Consider the following 18,148-nt stretch of genomic DNA (forward strand, 5'->3'; position numbering starts at 1 on the left):
CAAAGGAATACGCATGATCATCTGCATAGGCGCCGGCCCCGGCGACATCGGCTACCTGCCGCAGCGCTCGGCCCAACTGATACGCGAGGCCGACGTGGTGGCCGGCTTCAACGCGGTGGTGGACGTGGTGCGCCCGCTGATCCCGGACAGCGCCGAAGTGATCCAGATGGGCTACCGCGACCAGGTGGCCCAGCTGGACATCGTCGCCGAGCGCCACCATGCCGGCAAGAAGTGCGTGGTGGTGTTCATGGGCGACATCCACTTCAGCGGCTTCCAGTACCTGGAACGGGTGGAGCGCGCCTGCGGCCACCCGGTGGAAACAATACCGGGCATCTCCTCGGCGCAGATCCTGGCCTCGCGCGGCAAGGTGTGCTTCGACGAGACCAGCTTCATCACCTTCCACCGCCGCGGCGACCTGACCCCGTTCAAGCGCCACCTGGTGCACGTGCTGCAGGATGGCCGCAACGCCATCGTGATCCCCTGCCCCTGGGACGAAGCGCGCTCCTTCATGCCCTGGCATATCGCCGCCTATCTGCTGGAAAACGGCATCCCGGCCGGCCAGCCGGTGGAAGTGTGGGAAAACCTGACCCGCAACGAGGCGGAATGGCGCGGCACGCTGGCCGAGTGCGCCGAGCAGCGCTTCTCCGACATGAGCATCATGCTGATCCGCACGCTCGCGCCGATGGACAGCCAGATCGAGCCGACCCACAAATGAGCCAATCAGACTACGCCATCGTGCTGGCCGGCCACGGCAGCCGCGACCCGGACGGGGTCAACGAATTCATGCAGCTGGTGGACACGCTGAAAGCGCGCGGCGGCGAGCGCCCCGTCGCCCACGGCTTTCTGGAATTCGCCACCCCGACCATAGACGAGGCGGTGGATCAGGTGATCGCCGCCGGCGCCAAAACCGTGGTGATGGTGCCAGGCGTGCTGTTGGCCGCCACCCACGCCAAGAACGACATGCCCAGCGAGCTGTTGGCGCTGCAGCAGGCGCATCCGGGCGTAACTTTCCACTTCGGCGCGGCGCTGGACCTGCATCCGCGGCTGTTGGCGCTGTGCCGCCAGCGCATCGTCGAGGCCGAAGCCGCGTCGCCGCACACCGTGTCGCGCAACGACACCTGTCTGGTGGTGGTGGGCCGCGGCACCTCTGACCCGGACGCCAATTCCGAAATCTCCAAACTCGCGCGCATGCTGGAGGAAGGCCTGGGTTTCGGCGCGTCCTTCGTCTGCTATTCCGGCACCGCCAAGCCGCTGGTGGCCGACGGCCTGCGCGCCGCCGCGCTGCTGGGCTACCGCCGCATCGTGGTGCTGCCCTACTTCCTGTTCGACGGCGTGCTGATCAAGCGCATCTACGGCGCGGCGGCGGACCTGGCGGCGCGCCATCCGGAAATCGAGGTGCTCAGCGCCGGCTATCTGGGCCCGGATGCGCAAGTGGCCGAGGTATTCCTGGAGCGGGCGCAGGAAGGCGTGGAAGGCCGCGCCGCGATGAACTGCGCGCTGTGCAAGTACCGGGTGCAGATCGTCGGCTTCGAACAGCAGGTGGGCGAGCCGCAACGCGGCCACCACGGCAAGGTGCGCGGCCTGCTGGAGCGCGAGCCTGCCGCCAATCAGCCGCCGGCCTGGAAGCGCTACACCCCGCATCCGATCGAAGCGGAAAGCATGCGCATCATAGACGAAGGCCGCGACTGGTCGGCCTTCCCGGCCGAGCAGCGCACCGCGCTGATGCGGCTGGTGCACACCACCGGTGACTTCAACAGCGTCGACGACCTGTTCTTCTCCGCCGGCGCCTGCGAAACCGGCATGCGCGCGCTGCTGCGCTGCCGCCGCGTGGTCACCGACGTCACCATGGTGGAAACCGGCCTCAAGCGCGAAGTGCTGCGCCAGCTGGAAGTGGAAACCTGGTGCGGCGTGCACGACGAGGAAACCCGGCTGCTGGCCGAGGCCAACGGCATCACCCGCTCCGCCGCCGGCATCCGCCGCGCCTGGCAGAAGTTCGGCAACGACTGCGTGGTGGCGATAGGCGACGCGCCGACCGCCATTCGCGAAGTGGTGCGGCTGGTGCGCGATCACGGCTGGCGGCCGCAGCTGGTGGTGGGCCTGCCGGTGGGTTTCGTCGGCACCCGAGAATGCAAGGAAGAGCTGCGCGCGCTGCTGCAAGTGCCGCGCATCACCAACCGCGGCACCCGCGGCGGCTCGCCGTGGGCTGCCACCGTGGTCAACGCGCTGATGATAGACGCGATCGAACACGTCCATCAGCAGCAACAGCAGGAAGTCTGAACCCGGTGCGCCAGCCTTACGACCTTGCCGCCCCGGCCCCCAACGGCATGCGCCGCGGCCGCACCACAGGCAGCTGCGCCACCGCCGCCGCCAAGGCGGCGCTGCTGATGCTGCTGGACGGCGTCGATGCCGACGAGGTCTTCATCAGCCTGCCGGACCCGGACTTTTACCTGGCGGTGCCGGTAGAAAGCGTGAGCTGGCTGGACGAAAACACCGTGCGCGCCGAAGTGCTGAAGTACGCCGGCGACGACCCGGACAACACCGACGGCGCGACGATCTTCGCCGAGGTAAAGCTGAACGGCAGCGGCGCGCTGCGCTTCCTGGCCGCGCCCGGCGTCGGCATCGTCACCCAGCCCGGCCTGCGCATCCCGCCCGGCGAGCCGGCGATCAATCCGGTGCCCAGGCAGATGATGCGGATGGCGGTGGAGGAAGCGCTGGCCGGCCGGCCCGACCCCGGCTTCGATCTGGCGATAGGCTGCGTCGACGGCGACAAGATCGCCAAGCGCACCTTCAACCCGATGCTGGGCATCGTCGGCGGCATCTCGATACTGGGCACCAGCGGCATCGTCGAGCCGATGTCGCAGGCGGCGTGGATCGCGTCGATTGAGGTCTATGTGCGGGTGGCGCTGGGCGAGCTGCCGCCGGCCATCGCCTTCACCCCCGGCAAGATAGGCCGCGGCTACGCCGCCGACACGCTGGGGCTGCAGAAGAAACAGGTGGTGCAGATCGCCAACTTCGTCGGCGACTCGCTGGACTTCGCCGAATCGGTGCTGATCGAACAAGGCCGCATCCTAGACACGCTGTGGGTGCTGGGCCACCCGGGCAAGATCGCCAAGCTGCTGGACGGGGTCTGGGACACCCACTCCGGCAAGAGCGGCATGGCGATGGACGCCGTCGCCGGCGTCGCCGCCGACCTGGGCTATCCGCCCGAATTGGTGGCGCAAATCAAACAAGCGAATACCGTGGAGAACGTAGTGCAGATCATGAGCAGCCAGCCGGACCCGCGCGGCTACTGGATGGAGATAGAACGCCGCACCGCGGCGCTGATGGCGAGCAAGGTGCCCAGCGTGCGGCAGGTGGCAGTGCGGCTGTTCAGCATGGACGGCACCCCGCTGGGAGCGGCCGCATGAAGCTGGGACGATTGATAGGCATAGGCGTCGGCCCCGGCCCGGCCGGCTTGATCCCGGTGGCGGCCCTGGCCGCGCTGCGCGAAGCCGACATCGTCTACCTGCCGCGCGCCACCTCCAGCGAGGTGTCGGTCGCCCGACTATGCCTGGCCGGGCTGGAGCTGGACGAAAGCCGCTTCCGCGAGATCGAGTTCGAGATGAATCCGGACCGCGGAGCGCTGTCGCGCCATTACGGCGCGCTGGCCGAGCAACTGGCCGCCGAATTGCAAACCGGCCGCAACGTCGCCTACCTGACCATAGGCGACTCGATGACCTACTCCACTTACGGCTACCTGCTGGCGGCGCTGCGCGAAATGCTGCCGGAACTGCAGACGCAGACCTTCCCCGGCGTCACCAGCTTCGCCGCCACCGCGTCGGCGCTGTCCTGGCCGCTGGGCGAAGGCAAGGAACGCATCCTGATCCTGCCCTGCCCCGACGATATGGAAGCGCTGCGAGCCGACATCGACAGCCACGACCTCATCGTGCTGATGAAGATAGGCAAGCGGCTGCCGGACGTGCTGGCGCTATTGAACCAGATGGGCATCGCCCAGCTGTGCGCCTTCGCCCGCCGCATCGGCCTGCCCGGCGAAGTGCTGTGCGCCGACGTCTCGCAATTGGACGCCGACGCCAGCGGCTACCTCGCCACCATGCTGATCCGCAAGACAGCCAGAGAAAGACGCCACTCATGAAAGTGTATTTCATCGGCGCCGGCCCCGGCGCCGCCGACCTGATCACGCTGCGCGGCAGCCGCCTGTTGGGCGCCGCTCCGATGGTGCTGTACGCCGGTTCGCTGGTGCCGGCCGAGATGCTAAGCCACTGCCGCCCGGACGCGGAAATCCACGACACCGCCGAGCTGAACCTGGACCAGCAGGAAGCGCTGTACCGCCGCGCCCAGGCCGAAGACAAGGACGTGGCGCGGCTGCACTCCGGCGACCCGGCGATCTACGGCGCCACCAACGAGCAGATGCGCCGGCTGGAAGCGCTGGGCATCGCCTACGAAGTGGTGCCTGGCGTGTCCTCGTTCACCGCCGCCGCCGCCGCATTGGGCAGCGAGCTGACCCGGCCCGAGGTGTCGCAATCCATCATCCTGACCCGCACCAGCGGCCGCGCCAGCGCGGTGCCGGAGACGGAATCGATCGCCAGCTTCGCCGCCCACCGCGCGACGATGTGCATCTTCCTGTCCGGCCAGCGGCTGAAACAAACCGTCGCCGACCTGGCGCTGCACTACCCGCCCACCACCCCGGTGGCGCTGGTGCGCCGCGCCAGCTGGCCGGACCAATCCGTCCACCGCTCCACGCTGGGCAAGATGCTGGACGAGGTCAAACAGAAAGACTGGCTACTAACCACGCTGCTGCTAGTCGGCGAGGCGCTGTCGCGCGAAGGCGGCGTCGAATCCAGCCTGTACGCGGCCGGCTTCACCCACATCTTCCGCGACGGCGACGACCGCAAGACCAAGCGGACCAGCCTGCAGAAAGAAAACCAGGCATGAGCCGCGCCGTGTGGCTGGTGCGCGCCGAGGCGCTGCCCTTGGGCCGGAGGCTGGCATCGGCGCTGGACGCCACGCTATACCAGCCGTGGCTGCAGCCGGACGCCAGCGGCCGCGAGCAATTCCGCTCCGCCTTCCATGCGCACAGCCACTGGGTGCTGGTGATGGCCAGCGGCATCGCCGTCCGCTATCTGGACGGCCTGCCGCAAAGCAAATACAGCGACCCGGCGGTGGTGGTGATGGACGAAGCCGCCCGTTTCGCCATCCCGCTGCTGTCCGGCCACGAAGGCGGCGCCAATGCCTTGGCCTACGAAGCGGCGCGGCTGACCGGCGCGGTGCCCGCCATCACCACAGCGACGGAGGCGATCAAGCCGCTGACGCTGGGCATCGGCTGCCGCCGCGGCAAAAGCGCCGAGGCCATCGAACAAGCGGTGCTGCAAGCGCTGGCCGGCCGGCCGCTGGCCGACGTGCGCGAAGTGGCGACGATAGACCTGAAGGCCGACGAAGCCGGCCTGCTGGCATTCTGCGCCCGCCACGCGCTGCCGCTGCGCGTCATCGCCCGCGAAGACGTCGCCGCCCGCGGCTGGACCGGCGCGCCGTCGGACTGGGTGCGGCAGAACGTAGGCGTCGACGGCGTGTGCGAACCGTGCGCGCTGATCGCCAGCCCCAGGGGACGGCTGATCGTGCCCAAGACCGCGCGGGATGGGGTGACGGTGGCCGCAGTGGAGGACACCCCATGGTAGGGCGGAAGCCCCAAAGGGGCGTTCCGCCATATGTGCCGCAATCGGCAGAGGTGAAAAGCAAGGGGAGAACTCGCCCCTCAAGACTTGCAACCGAATCGACGAGCCCCATTCCCCATCAGCGCCAGCCGGCTTCGAAGTCATTTCCAATGGTTTTAAGACGCCGGTTGTTCGACGCGGCGCGACTTTTGCGCGCCGCTAGTTCCGGCGGCTCCTTGGAAATGGCTTTGAAGTCGGGGTTTCGCAGCGCTGCGGGGCGGCCTGGGGTTGCAAGGGGGCTGGCCGCCCAGCCCCCTTGCCCGCCCGCCGGGCGGAACCGACACATAAATATTACCCAACGCCCCCTCTCCCCGACCCTTCTCACTCAAGGGGAGAGGGACTCCTGCATGGACTCACCGATAGGGCGGACGCCCTTGTGGGGCGTTCCGCCGAATACGCCGCCAAACGTAGGGTGGCCCCCAGCCCGCGTCTATCCCATGTATGCGCCAACGGGGATTTGCCCACGCGCAAGAATGCGCGCCGCTCAAGCACGACAAACCGAACCGGCGGAACGCCCTGGCCAAGCCGGGCTTCCGCCTTACGCGAAAATGGATAATGACAAAATGACCGGCAAACTCTATCTCGTCTCGGTCGGCCCCGGCCGCGCCGAATTGATCCCCGACCTCGCCCGCCAGGCGCTGGCCGCGAGCGACGTGATCGTCTCCTACGACCTCTACCTGACCTGGGTGCAACCGTGGATCGCCGGCAAGGACATCTGCACCCTGCCGCTGACTCAGGAGCGCGAGCGGGCGCAGCTGGCGCTGGAAGAGGCCCGCGCCGGCAAGACCGTCGCCCTGCTATCCAGCGGCGACATCGGCGTCTATGCGATGGCCACGCTGGCCTACGAAGACATGCGCGAGGACGATGTGTTCGACGTGCAGCTGATCCCCGGCATCACATCGGCCAACTCCTGCGCGTCCTTGCTCGGCGCGCCGCTGTCGCACGACTTCGCCACGCTGAGCCTGTCCGACCTGCTGTGTCCGTGGGAGTGGATCGAAACCCGCGCCCGCCACATCGCCCAGGCCGACCTGGCGGTGGTGTTCTACAACGTGCAGAGCCGCCAGCGCCAGGAAGGCGTCTACCGCATCCTGGACATCATGCTGGAGCACAAGAAGCCGGAAACGCTGTGCGGCATCGTCCGCAACGCCTACCGCGAAGACCAGGCGGTGGAGATCGTCACGCTGGCCGAGCTGCGGACCCGCCGCTTCGACATGCTGACCAGCATCGTCATCGGCAACCGCTTCACCCGCCGCAAACGCAACTGGATGTTCACCCCGCGCGGCTACTTCAACTGGGACAACACCAGCGACACGGTCAAGGCCGACGCGCTGCCCGCCGGCGCGGCCTGGGTGTTTTCCGGCACCAGCGACGGCAACGCGCTGTCCCGCGCCATCGCCGAAACCGGCCGCGCGGTGGTGGTCAGCAGCGCCAGCGATTATGGCAACGAGCAGGCTCAGCAGGCGGCGCCCGGCGTGGCCACCGTCAGCGGCCGGCTGGGCGTGGAGCGCCGCCGCGAGCTGCTGTCGGGCAGCCAGGCCAGCGCCATCGTCGACGCCACCCACCCCTACGCCAGCGAGATGTCGCAGCAGCTGATGGCGCTGGCCGAGGAGCTGGCCCTGCCCTATCTGCGCTACGAGCGCCCGGCCAGCGGCAGCGCGCATCCGGTCATCCGCTGCGCCGACAGCGACGCGGCCGCCAAGCTGGCGATGGCTAAAGGAAAACGCGTCTTCCTCGCCACCGGCAGCAAGGAGCTGCACCGCTTCCTCGCCGCCGACGCCGAGAAACAACAGCAATGGTTCGTCCGCCTGGCCCCGGACCCGCAGCATTTGCAGCGGGCGCTGGACCTGGGCATCCCGCGCTCGCGCATCTGCGCGATGCAGGGCCCGTTCTCGCAGGCCGCCAACGAGGCGCTGTGGCGTGATTGGGAAATCGACTGCGTGATCAGCAAGGATGGCGGCGAGGCCGGCGGTTTCGACGCCAAGGCCGCGGCCGCGGCCGCGCTGGGCATTCCGTTCATCGTCATCGATAGGCCTCAGCTGGACTATCCGCAAACCTTCAGCGACTTTGACGCCGTGCTGGCGGCTCTGCCGCAGGGAGGCCAGGCATGAGCGCGCCGCGCCTTCCCGTCACCGTATTGACCGGCTTCCTCGGCGCCGGCAAGACCACGCTGCTGTCCAAGCTGCTGGAAAACAATAAGCAGCGCCGGCTGGCCATTCTGGTAAACGAGTTCGGCGAGGTGTCGATAGACGGCGGCCTGCTGCGCGACGCCGACGCCGGCGGCGTGGAAATCCACGACCTCGCCAACGGCCTGGTCGCCTACGACGACGACGCCGACTTCCTGCCCACCATGCTGGCGTTGTGGCAGCGCCGCCAGCAGATAGACCACGTGCTGATCGAAACCTCGGGCCTGGCGCTGCCCAGCGCGGTGATGGCGCAGCTGCAAAGCGAGGCGCTGGCGCCCTATTTCGTGCTGGACGCCACGCTGGCGGTGGTCGACACCCCGTTGCTGCTGGCCGGCCATTTCGCGCCGGCGGGAGATGGCGGCAAGGCCGACGCGGTAGCGGAGCTATTCGACCAGCAGTTGGGCCACGCCGACATCGTGGTGCTGAACAAGATAGACGCGCTGTCCGCCGATCAACTGCTGGCGGCGGAGGAAGCCGTGCGCCGCCAGGCGCCGTCGATCCGCTTCATCGAGCTGGCTTATCAAGCCAAGCTGGACACCCGGCTGACGCTGGGCCTGCATCTGCACGAGGCCTCGCCTGCGGCGCACCGCCACTACGGCCCGGTGGCCAGCATGCCGGGGCTGGCGATGCGGCCGCTGGCCAACCAGGGGCTGCTGGACGGCCACAGCCACGGTGGCCAGGCCGCGCACAGCCACGGGCTGTCCACCCACAAGCATTTCCACGAGCAGGACCCGGGCTGGCAATCGTTCATGATCCGCAGCAAGGAGGCGCAGCGCGCCGACAAGCTGGCCGCCGCGCTGGAGGCCATCGCCCGCGAGGAACCGCTGCTGCGCATCAAGGGCTTCGCCGCTTGCGCCGACGGCCCAGGCCGGCTGCTGGCCCAGGGCGTGCGCAAGCGCATCGAATTGAGCCATGACGAAGCGTTGGCCGCGCCGCGCCAGGCGCAGCTGGTGTTCATCGGCTACCACCCCAGCCGCCCACGCGTGGTGGCGCTGCTGCGCGACATCACCGGCGCCCATTGGAGCTAGGCAGTGGGCGCATTGGAGCTATGCGGCCTGGACTGGTCGCCTGACCCGACCGCCGCGCCGGAAGCGCGGCTGCTGCGCGGCATCGCACTGACAGTGCGGCCCGGCGAGCTGGTCGGCGTCATCGGCCCCAACGGCAGCGGCAAGACCAGCGCGCTGCGTTGCGCCTTCCGCTTCAACCAGCCGCTGGCCGGCGAGGCCAGGCTGGACGGCGCGGATATCTGGTCCCAGTCCGCCGCCTCCTTCGCCCGCCGCGTGGCGGTGGTGCTACAGGAATTTCCCGACGATTTCGGCCTGACCGTGCGCGAGGCGGCGGCGATGGGCCGCATCCCGCACCAATCCCTGCTCGGCGGAGAGTCGGCGCAAGACGCGGCCATCGTCGAGCAAGCGCTGCGCGAAGTGGAGCTATGGGATAAGCAAGGCCAGCCCTTCGCCACGCTGTCCGGCGGCGAGAAGCAACGCGCGCTGCTGGCGCGGGCGCTGGCGCAGCAGCCGGAGCTGCTGATCCTGGACGAACCCACCAATCATCTGGACCTGCGCCACCAGCTGGCCTTGCTGCGCCTGGTGCGCCGGCTGGGCATCGCCGCGCTGGCCACGCTGCATGATCTGAACCTGGCCGCCGCCTTCTGCCACCGGCTCTACGCCTTGCAAGCCGGCCGCATCGTCGCCAGCGGCCTGCCAGACACGGTGCTGACGCCAGCCTTGCTGTCCGAGGTTTTCGGCGTGCGCGCCCTGGTGGACCGCCACCCGCAGGCCGGCCACCCCCGCATTACCCTGTTAGAAGAAGAAAACCAATGAAACACCAAGCGCCTTTGCTCATCGCCTGCGGCCTCGCCGCCTTCCTGTCCGTTCAGGCCCATGCCGCCCGCTATCCGCTCACCATCCAGAGCTGCAATCGCCAGGTGGTTTTCCAGCGCGCGCCCGAGCGCGCGGTCAGCCACGACATCAATATGACCGAGATGATGGTGGCTCTGGGCCTGCAAAACCGCATGGCCGGCTATACCGGCATCAGCGCCTGGAACAAGCTGAACGCGCCGCTGAAACAGGCGCTGGGCAAGCTGCCGGAGCTGGCCGGCGATTATCCCTCGGCCGAGACGCTGCTGGCCCGCCGCGCCGACTTTTTCTTCGCCGGCTGGAACTACGGCCTGCGCGTCGGCGGCGCAGTGACGCCGGCCACCCTCGCGCCCTTGGGCGTCAAGGTCTATGAGCTCAGCGAATCCTGCGCCCACGTGATGAAGCGGCCGGCCGCCAGCCTGGACGACGTCTACCGCGACCTCGGCAACCTGGGCCGCATCTTCGACGTGGAGCCGCGCGCGCAAAAAGTGATCGCCGACATGCGCGCCAAGATAGACGGCGCGGCCGCCCGCGTCGCCAAACGCAAGGCCACGCCCACTGTCTTTGTCTACGACAGCGGCGAGGACCGCCCTTTCAGCGCCGGCAAGCTGGCGATGCCGACCGCGCTGATCCAGGCCGCCGGCGGCCGCAACATCCTCGACGACGTCGACGCCAGCTGGACCCGCGTCGGCTGGGAAACCGTGCTGGCGCGCAATCCGCAAGCCATCGTGATCGTCGATTACGGCAAGGTAACGGCGCAGCAGAAAATCGCCTTTCTGCAAAACCATCCGGCGCTGAGCAAGCTGGATGCCGCCAAAAACAAGCGCTTCATCGTATTGCCCTATGACAGCGCCACGCCGGGCATCGCCAATGCCGACGCGGTGGTGACGCTGGCGCGCGGCCTGCACCCGGAGGCCTACGCCAAGTGAGCGCGAACCGCCTGCCGCTATGGCCCTTGGTCCTGGCCTTGCTGCTGCTCCTGGCGCTGTCCTTGCCGCTGGCCTCAGGCTTCGGCCCCGCGCCGGTGGCGTTTTCCGCCGCCGGCAAAGTGCTTTTGCATCAGCTGGGCCTGCCGGTGCAGCCTGACTGGGAAGCCGGGCAGGATTTGATCGTCTGGCAACTGCGGCTGCCGCGCGTGCTGCTGGGCGGCCTGGTCGGCGCCGGCCTGGCGCTGGTGGGCGCGGCGCTGCAAGCCGCCACCCGCAATCAGCTGGCCGATCCGCACCTCTTGGGCGTCAGCTCCGGCGCCACGCTGGGCGCGGTGACGGTGATGCTGTTCAGCGGCAATCTGCTCGGCGCCTTGACGCTGCCGCTGGCGGCCTTTGCCGGCGCCTTGCTGGCCACCTTGCTGGTGGTGGCCATCGCCATGCGCCAGCGCCGGCTGCAAGCGGAGCGGCTGCTGCTCTCCGGCGTGGCCGTGTCGTTTCTTTTGATGGCGCTGGCCAATCTCTTGCTGTACCTGGGCGACCAGCGCTCGGCGGCCGGCGTGCTGTTCTGGATGCTGGGCGGCCTGGGCCAGGCGCGCTGGGAGCTGTTGCCGGCGCCGCTGGCGGCCCTGGTCCTGGGCTTGGCCTCGCTGCTGGCGGCGTCGCGGCCGCTGAACGCGCTGATGGCCGGCGAGCAGACCGCCGTCACGCTGGGCGTCAATGTCGGCCGGCTGCGCTTGCTGGTGTTCGCGGTGTCGTCCCTGCTGACCGGCGCCATGGTGGCGGTCAGCGGCGCGATAGGCTTCGTCGGCCTGATGATTCCGCATATCGCCCGCCGCTGCGTCGGCGCCGACCACCGCCGGCTGCTGCCGGTATGCGCGCTATTGGGCGCGCTGTTTTTGATCTGGGTGGACGCCGCCGCCCGCACGCTGATCGCCCCGGAAGACATTCCGGCCGGCGTCGGCACCGCCGCCGTCGGCGGCGTCTTTTTCATCTGGCTGCTGCGACGCCGCTGACGGCGCGGCCCCACACGGAGATATCGCATGAAGACCGATCCGGCCTCCCACCAGCGCATGACCGAAAAGCGCAAGGCGGGCTTCGAGAAGAAAAAAGCCGCCGCCACCGGCGAGAAGGGCCTGCTCATCGTCCACACCGGCACCGGCAAGGGCAAGAGCAGCGCCGCCTTCGGTATGGGCTTGCGCGCCGTCGGCCATGGCATGCGCCTGGGCGTGGTGCAATTCATCAAGGGCGCCTTGCACACCGCCGAGCGCGATCTGCTGGGCGCGTTCGACAACTGCGACTTCCACACCATGGGCGAAGGCTATACCTGGAATACCCAAGACCGCGAAGCCGACATTACCACCGCGCGCAAGGGCTGGGACCAGGCGCTGGCCATGCTGGCGGACGAGGACTACGACATGGTGATCCTGGACGAGCTGAACGTGGTGCTGAAATACGAATACCTACCGCTGGACGAGGTGCTCAGCGCCTTCGCCGCCCGGCCGGCGATGCAGCATGTGGTCGTCACCGGCCGCCACGCGCCGGAAGCCTTGCTGGAGGCCGCCGACCTGGTCACCGAGATGCGGCTGGTCAAGCACCCTTACCGAGAGCAAGGCATCAAGGCGCAGCGCGGGGTGGAGTTCTGATGACGCCGCGGTCCTGCCCGGCACTGTTCCTGACCGCGCCCGCCTCTCACCAAGGCAAGACCACGGTGACGGCGGCGCTTGCGCGGCATCACCGCAATCAGGGCCGCAAGGTGCGGGTGTTCAAGACCGGGCCGGACTTCCTCGATCCCTACATCCTGGAGCGGGCCAGCGGCCACACCGTCTACGGCCTGGACTTGTGGATGAACGGCGAGGACGACTGCCGCGCCCGCCTGCATCAGGCGGCCGCCGACGCCGATTTGATCCTGGTGGAAGGCAGCATGGGCCTGCTCGACGGCACGCCCAGCAGCGCCGACTTGGCCGCCCTGCTCGGCATCCCGCTGGCGGCGGTGATAGACGCCGCCGGCATGGCGCAGACCTTCGCCGCCGTCGCCCACGGCCTGGCCAGTTTCCGCCCCGGCCTGAGCTTCCATGGCTTTATCGCCAACCATGTCGCCAGCGAACGCCACGCCGACATGCTGGCCGAGCAGCTGCCCTCCCACCTGCCGCTGCTGGCCGCGCTGCGCCGCGACGAGGCGGTGCGGCTGCCGGAGCGCCATCTGGGCCTGGTGCAGGCGCAGGAAATCGCCGACCTGGACGCCCGGCTCGACCGCGCCGCGGCGCAAATAGCCGCCACCGCGCTGGCCGAGTTGCCGCCGGCGGTGGCGTTTCCCGCTGTACCCCAAGCTGACGTGCCGAAACGGCTGGCCGGCCAGCGCATCGCCATCGCCCGCGACGCCGCCTTCGCCTTCGTCTACCCGGCTAATCTTGAGCTGCTGGCCCAGCTGGGTGCTGAGCTGGCTTTTTTCTCGCCGCTGGCCGATGCTGCGTTGCCGGACTGCGACTCCGTCTACCTGCCGGGCGGCTACCCGGAGCTGCATCTGGAGACGCTGTCCGCCAATACGGCGCTGAAAGCGGATCTGCATGGGCACATCCAAGCCGGCAAACCGCTGTACGCCGAATGCGGCGGCATGCTTTATCTGTTGGACAGGCTGACCAACCGCCAGGGCGACAGCGCGGCCATGCTGGCGCTGCTGCCAGGAGAAGCCGTGTTGCAGAACAGGCTGTGCGGCCTGGGCCTGCAAGAGATGGCCTTCCCCGCCGGCAGCCTGCGCGGCCACACCTTCCACTACACCCGGCTGGAAACCAGCCTGTCGCCGACTACGCATGCCCGTAAGGCCAGCGGCGCAGGCCTGGGCGAAGCGCTATATCGGCATAAAGGGATGCTGGCCAGCTACTTCCACGCCTACTTTCCTTCCAACCCCCTAGCCACTGCGAGCCTGTTCCTGCCATGAACCGCTATCCGCAATCCGACATCGACGCCGTCTACCGCGCCATCCGCGAACGCCGCGACATGCGCCATTTCAAAGCCGATCCAGTCGATCCCGACATGCTGCAGCGGCTGCTGGCCGCCGCCCACTTCGCGCCCAGCGTGGGTTTCATGCAGCCTTGGCGCTTCATCCGCATCCGCAGCGCGGAACTGCGCCAACAGCTGCACGCGCTGGTGGAGGAAGAACGCGTCCAGACCGCCCGCGCGCTGGGCGAGCGCGAAGACGAATTCATGAAGCTGAAGGTGGAAGGCGTGCTCGACTGCGGCGAGGTGCTGGTGGCCGCGCTGATGGATAAGCGGGAATGCCATGTGTTCGGCCGCCGCACGCTGCCGGAAATGGACTTGGCCTCAGTGGCCTGCGCCATCCAGAACATGTGGCTGGCCGCCCGCGCCGAAGGGCTGGGCCTGGGCTGGGTGTCCATCTTCGACCCGGCCAAGCTGGCCGCCCTGCTGGCCATGCCGGAAGGCGCGCGGCCGATTGCGATACTGTGCATCGGCCATGTCGAGGCCTTTTACGAAAAGCCCATGCTGGAACAGGAAAACTGGGCCCACCGGCAAAATCTGGCGGAGCTGGTCTGGGAAGATCGCTGGCCGGACCCCGCCGATCGCAAATCGCCAGGCTAACGCTTGAAAGCCAACACCAGCACGCCGCAGGCCACCAAGCCTATGCCCAGCCATTCCCGCGGCGCCGGCCGCTCCCCAAGAAAGGCCACGGCGAACAAGGCCACCAACACCAGGCTGAACTTGTCCACCGGCGCCACCTTGGAAGCCTCGCCGATCTGCAAAGCGCGGAAATAGCAGGCCCAGGACACGCCGGTGGCGATGCCCGACAGGCCGAGAAACAGCCAGGTCTTGCCGGGCAGCGCCAGCGGATTGCTCCATTTTCCGGTCAGCCAGACGAAGAGCGACAACACCACGGCGATGATGCCGGTGCGGATCAGCGTGGCCAGATCCGAATCCACGCCCTGGATGCCGATTTTGGCGAAAATGGCGGTCAAGGCCGCAAATACGGCGGACAGCAAAGCCCAGACGAACCAGCTGGATGCGGCGAACATGTAGGCCCCTGAAATGATATGGCCGGCGGGACACCAGAATCGGCCGGCCGTGCGCAAGATAAAACATCCGGAGCGTACCCCGAAATAGCCGCCAGATTAGCATGACATAGCGGTCTCGCGCTGGCTCAGCGCCGCCAAATGACATCGCCTCAAATTACCCAACGCGCGATCTTTTTCCCGCCGAGCAGCCCTTTTCTCGCGGCGGCGTCTGCTGCTTTGAGCTGGCGTCTTTGCGTGATGCGCATGAAAATACAGCGCCCTTTATGCTGGCCGCCCGATCTTAGGCGCAGAAGCCCGCCAAATAACTCCATTCGCCGCAAAACGCGCAAACGCGGCCAACGCCAAGCCCTGCAGGAAATCCGAGCCCGAATCGCGGCATGAGAATGATAGGTATTTTTACTAGGTTGAATTTTCCAGCACGGATTGTAAATGTAATTACATACAGACTGATAAAGCCGAGCGTCATCATCCGGCCAGCGGCAAAGCGCGAGCCCTCACCACATGGCTTCGACAGTGCGATTCATGGGATAACCGAACCGCCCAACATCTTGCAAGGGGTGCGCCCTCAGGCGCTTTTCCGCCTCGTCCGGCCCGCGCCGCGATCGAGGCGCGCAGACAATGAGCCGCCTTTTTGGAGATGTCGCCATGGATCGCCAACAAATCCCCTTCCTGCTCAATTACGCCAAGGACCCCAACTGCCTGGGCTTTGCCCGGCTGGCCGCCAATGGCATCGTCAGCCATGACAGAATGGCGCAGGAGAGCCTGTGCGCCGCCACCTTGAGCCTGCTGCTGGACATGGCGCGCATCAATGTGGGCGTGATCAATGACGTGGTCAGCCTGTCCACCGAGCTGCGCCGGCGCGGCTGGGACGTGATCCGCACGCCCGACACCGCCGAATGCGGCAGCGACGCGATCAGCGAAGGCGATGTCGGCGTCCAGATCAGCTCCTTGCGCCACCACATTTATGTCGTGGTGGACGCGCACGACCAGACCCTACCGGAAGTCGCCGACAACGAGGCCATCAAGGCGCATCCGCACCAGGTGACAGGCGGAGAAACCGTGCCGCAAACCACGTATTTTCTGCGGGCGACCTAGGCAAACCCTCCATGCATCGCGGCAAGACCCGGCCTAGCCGGGTCTCAAGCGCATTCACGGCATCAGTTGATGTAAATCTTCGTATACAAGGTATTCCACGGCGCATTGGACGAAGTGTCCTGGAAGGAGAATGTGCCCGGCGCCGTAAAACCATCCAAATTGTAATATCGGTAAAAACCGACCACGGTATAGCCCGCCGGGCAGGGGCTGGTGTACTGGTTATTGACGACGCAGATCGGATCAGTCTGGTAATTTTTAGCCGTCGGCAAAGTACCTCCCGCATAGGAACCGACGGGATTGTTGCCATAGCCTATCTCCTGCACCAGCACTCTGAGCTGCGCCCCGCCATGCTGGCCGACTGTAGCGGCCTGCCCTATCGAGCTCATATTCTCCCAGCCGCCGTATTTTGTAGAATAAACCGCGGCCACCGCCAGCCTGGACAAAGCCGGCGCGGAGCCGAACGTCTGCGCCCCCTGGGGCTTGGCAGCCCGCGCCGGGACCGGCATGGACAGATTGGGGGCCTCGATGGACTGCAGGCTGCCGCTTGCGCCGCCTGGCTGCGCCATGGCCACAACCGCGCTTAGCGCCGCGATCGCCGCCGCGGAAAAACAGATCATTTTCATGTTCACGCTCCCGAATGAACGCCCAGCCTCTTTGCCGATGCCATCTGGCGGCATCTTAAACGGCCAAACATTATGACAAAAACATAGCAGGCGCGAACAAGAATAACGCAAGCGCGAATATTTTCGGGGCATCTTCCCGCCATACTGGCCGGATAGGCAGTCCGGCGACAGATCGCGCATGAGGACTGAGGCAGGTCAAGGCAGCAGCGCGCAAAGGGAAAAGGCGGATTTGATGGGCCGATCAAGCGCAAACGCAAAAAAGCCCCGACTTGTCGGGGCTTTCTGCAATCTGGCGGAGAGGGGGGGATTCGAACCCCCGTCAGGGTATTACCCTGAACACGCTTTCCAGGCGTGCGACTTAAACCACTCATCCACCTCTCCGGAGGTGTCTAGATTGTCAAACCGGCTTGCGCCGGCTTGTTGAATTCTGGCGGAGAGGGGGGGATTCGAACCCCCGTCAGGGTATTACCCTGAACACGCTTTCCAGGCGTGCGACTTAAACCACTCATCCACCTCTCCAGAATTCTGAAACGTTTTCGCCGTGGCGTTTCCGTCTCAGAGGCTGCGCAGTATATAAGTCCTATTCATCTTGCGCAAGCGTTTTGTAAGCGGAATGCGAAAATAATTTATCGACATAATCAGTCACGCCTTCGCGCTCCCGCTTGAGCCAAGCGGCGATCGCCTCGCGGAAACGGGCATCGGCGATATAGTGGGCCGACACGGTGCGCACAGGCTCAAAACCGCGCGCCAATTTGTGCTCGCCCTGCGCGCCGCCTTCGAAGCATTTCAATCCGGTTTGGATCGCATACTCCAGCCCTTGGTAATAGCACAATTCAAAATGCAGGCAGGCCACCGGCTCCAGGGCGCCCCAATAGCGGCCGTACAATACATCGCCCTGGATAATGCACAGGCTGGCTGCGATATCGACGCCATCGCGGCTGGCGACGAACATCACGCAATGCTTGGCCAAGCGCTCTCCGATCAAACGGAAAAACGCCAGATTGAGATAGGGCGCCGAACGGTGCTCCAGATAAGTCTGGCGATAGCATTGAAAGAACAGCCGCCAATCGGCTGCGCCGATATTCTCTCCCGCCAGCGTTCTCACCGTGACGCCGGCCTCCGCCACCTTGCGCCTTTCCTGCCGGATCTTCTTGCGCTTGTCGCGGCTCAGCGTATCCAGGAAAGCGTCAAAGTCTCCATAAGCCTGATTGCGCCAATGGAACTGCACGCCCTCGCGCAACAGCCAGCCGGCTGCGGCCAAGGCTTCGGCTTCGTCAGCCTGCGGAAACAGCACGTGCGCCGACGACAAGCCATTGTCGTCCGCCAGTTGCCGCAAACCGGCGATCAAAGCCGCGCGATCCTCCGGCGCAGCCAGCAGCCGGCGGCCCGCCACCGGGGTGAAAGGCGACGCCACCACCAGCTTGGGGTAGTAATCCATCCCGGCGCGGGCATACGCTTCCGCCCAAGCCCAATCGAACACATACTCGCCGCGATGGTGCCGCTTCAGATAAGCTGGCGCCAGCCCCACCGCCTGCCCGTCGCGCTCCAGCGCCAAAGGCAAGGGCTGCCAGCCGGTGTCGCCGCCCACGCAGCCGGTCTCCTCCAGCGCCGCAAGCCAGGCCCGGCTCACAAACAACCCGCCGCCCTCCTCCTTCGGCCAGGCGGACTGAGCCACCGCCGCCACGCCGTCGTATAGTCGCAATTGCAATGCTTTTCCTTTCTGGGC

The 18,148-nt window shown here is 66.8% G+C and carries 17 protein-coding genes, 2 tRNA genes and 1 pseudogene; 15 read left to right on the forward strand and 5 right to left on the reverse strand.

Going from position 1 to position 18,148, the window contains the following annotated elements; genetic code table 11:
* The first annotated feature begins 13 nt into the window (after positions 1-13).
* The 14 genes and pseudogenes from NKT35_RS23480 (at position 14) to bluB (ending at position 14,273) form a co-directional block, all read left to right on the forward strand.
* A complete protein-coding gene (locus NKT35_RS23480) occupies positions 14-715 on the forward strand; it encodes a cobalt-precorrin-7 (C(5))-methyltransferase (protein ID WP_011135120.1) in 702 nt (233 codons plus the stop codon).
* Entirely contained in the window at positions 712-2,277 is a 1,566-nt protein-coding gene (locus NKT35_RS23485) for a precorrin-8X methylmutase (RefSeq protein WP_254297680.1), read from the forward strand. The genes NKT35_RS23480 and NKT35_RS23485 overlap by 4 nt, the downstream gene beginning before the upstream one ends.
* Positions 2,278-2,282: 5 nt before the next feature.
* Complete coding sequence (gene cbiD / locus NKT35_RS23490; protein WP_254297681.1) at positions 2,283-3,407, forward strand: cobalt-precorrin-5B (C(1))-methyltransferase CbiD; 1,125 nt, start codon at positions 2,283-2,285, stop codon at positions 3,405-3,407.
* Positions 3,404-4,132 (forward strand): precorrin-2 C(20)-methyltransferase, encoded by a 729-nt coding sequence (gene cobI / locus NKT35_RS23495; protein WP_254297682.1) that lies wholly within the window; start codon positions 3,404-3,406, stop codon positions 4,130-4,132. Before cbiD ends, cobI begins: the two co-directional genes overlap by 4 nt.
* The gene (gene cobM / locus NKT35_RS23500; RefSeq protein ID WP_254297683.1) at positions 4,129-4,932 is read left to right on the forward strand and encodes a precorrin-4 C(11)-methyltransferase; all 804 of its coding nucleotides are present in this window, start codon (positions 4,129-4,131) and stop codon (positions 4,930-4,932) included. Before cobI ends, cobM begins: the two co-directional genes overlap by 4 nt.
* Positions 4,929-5,672 carry a cobalamin biosynthesis protein gene (locus NKT35_RS23505; RefSeq protein WP_254297684.1) on the forward strand — a complete coding sequence of 248 codons (744 nt, stop codon included), beginning with the start codon at positions 4,929-4,931 and terminating at the stop codon, positions 5,670-5,672. Before cobM ends, NKT35_RS23505 begins: the two co-directional genes overlap by 4 nt.
* 599 nt (positions 5,673-6,271) lie before the next feature.
* A complete protein-coding gene (gene cobJ / locus NKT35_RS23510) occupies positions 6,272-7,816 on the forward strand; it encodes a precorrin-3B C(17)-methyltransferase (RefSeq protein WP_254297685.1) in 1,545 nt (514 codons plus the stop codon).
* On the forward strand, positions 7,813-8,919 hold the full coding sequence (locus NKT35_RS23515; RefSeq protein ID WP_254297686.1) for a CobW family GTP-binding protein: 1,107 nt from the start codon (positions 7,813-7,815) through the stop codon (positions 8,917-8,919). The genes cobJ and NKT35_RS23515 overlap by 4 nt, the downstream gene beginning before the upstream one ends.
* 3 nt (positions 8,920-8,922) lie before the next feature.
* Positions 8,923-9,456 (forward strand): annotated as a pseudogene (locus tag NKT35_RS23520) (ABC transporter ATP-binding protein); the annotation flags it as partial.
* A gap of 254 nt (positions 9,457-9,710) precedes the next feature.
* The gene (locus NKT35_RS23525) at positions 9,711-10,679 is read left to right on the forward strand and encodes an ABC transporter substrate-binding protein (RefSeq protein WP_254297688.1); all 969 of its coding nucleotides are present in this window, start codon (positions 9,711-9,713) and stop codon (positions 10,677-10,679) included.
* Positions 10,676-11,692, forward strand: coding sequence for a FecCD family ABC transporter permease (locus tag NKT35_RS23530; RefSeq protein WP_254297689.1), 1,017 nt, complete (start codon positions 10,676-10,678; stop codon positions 11,690-11,692). Before NKT35_RS23525 ends, NKT35_RS23530 begins: the two co-directional genes overlap by 4 nt.
* A gap of 27 nt (positions 11,693-11,719) precedes the next feature.
* A complete protein-coding gene (cobO, locus tag NKT35_RS23535; RefSeq protein ID WP_254297690.1) occupies positions 11,720-12,322 on the forward strand; it encodes a cob(I)yrinic acid a,c-diamide adenosyltransferase in 603 nt (200 codons plus the stop codon).
* Entirely contained in the window at positions 12,322-13,614 is a 1,293-nt protein-coding gene (locus NKT35_RS23540; RefSeq protein ID WP_254297691.1) for a cobyrinic acid a,c-diamide synthase CobB, read from the forward strand. The genes cobO and NKT35_RS23540 overlap by 1 nt, the downstream gene beginning before the upstream one ends.
* Complete coding sequence (gene bluB, locus NKT35_RS23545) at positions 13,611-14,273, forward strand: 5,6-dimethylbenzimidazole synthase (RefSeq protein ID WP_254297692.1); 663 nt, start codon at positions 13,611-13,613, stop codon at positions 14,271-14,273. The genes NKT35_RS23540 and bluB overlap by 4 nt, the downstream gene beginning before the upstream one ends.
* Here bluB and NKT35_RS23550 read toward each other — a convergent pair.
* Positions 14,270-14,704, reverse strand: a complete 435-nt coding sequence (locus tag NKT35_RS23550; RefSeq protein WP_254297693.1) for an EamA family transporter — start codon at positions 14,702-14,704, stop codon at positions 14,270-14,272. The two genes, bluB and NKT35_RS23550, sit on opposite strands and share 4 nt — an antisense overlap.
* A 645-nt stretch (positions 14,705-15,349) precedes the next feature.
* Here NKT35_RS23550 and NKT35_RS23555 point away from each other — a divergent pair.
* A complete protein-coding gene (locus tag NKT35_RS23555; protein WP_254297694.1) occupies positions 15,350-15,799 on the forward strand; it encodes a hypothetical protein in 450 nt (149 codons plus the stop codon).
* A 62-nt stretch (positions 15,800-15,861) separates the two neighbouring features.
* On the opposite strand, the gene NKT35_RS23560 is transcribed toward NKT35_RS23555, so the two are convergent.
* The 4 genes from NKT35_RS23560 to NKT35_RS23575 form a co-directional block, all read right to left on the reverse strand.
* Positions 15,862-16,602: a DUF4879 domain-containing protein gene (locus tag NKT35_RS23560; protein ID WP_254297695.1), complete on the reverse strand. Its 741-nt coding sequence runs from the start codon at positions 16,600-16,602 to the stop codon at positions 15,862-15,864.
* A 110-nt stretch (positions 16,603-16,712) separates the two neighbouring features.
* Positions 16,713-16,803, reverse strand: a tRNA-Ser gene (locus tag NKT35_RS23565).
* A gap of 47 nt (positions 16,804-16,850) precedes the next feature.
* A tRNA-Ser gene (locus NKT35_RS23570) sits at positions 16,851-16,941 on the reverse strand.
* 61 nt (positions 16,942-17,002) lie between these two features.
* Positions 17,003-18,130 carry a GNAT family N-acetyltransferase gene (locus tag NKT35_RS23575; RefSeq protein ID WP_254297696.1) on the reverse strand — a complete coding sequence of 376 codons (1,128 nt, stop codon included), beginning with the start codon at positions 18,128-18,130 and terminating at the stop codon, positions 17,003-17,005.
* Between the last annotated feature and the right edge of the window lie 18 nt (positions 18,131-18,148).

This window comes from Chromobacterium sp. IIBBL 290-4 (genome assembly GCF_024207115.1).
In the GTDB taxonomy this organism is placed as follows: domain Bacteria; phylum Pseudomonadota; class Gammaproteobacteria; order Burkholderiales; family Chromobacteriaceae; genus Chromobacterium.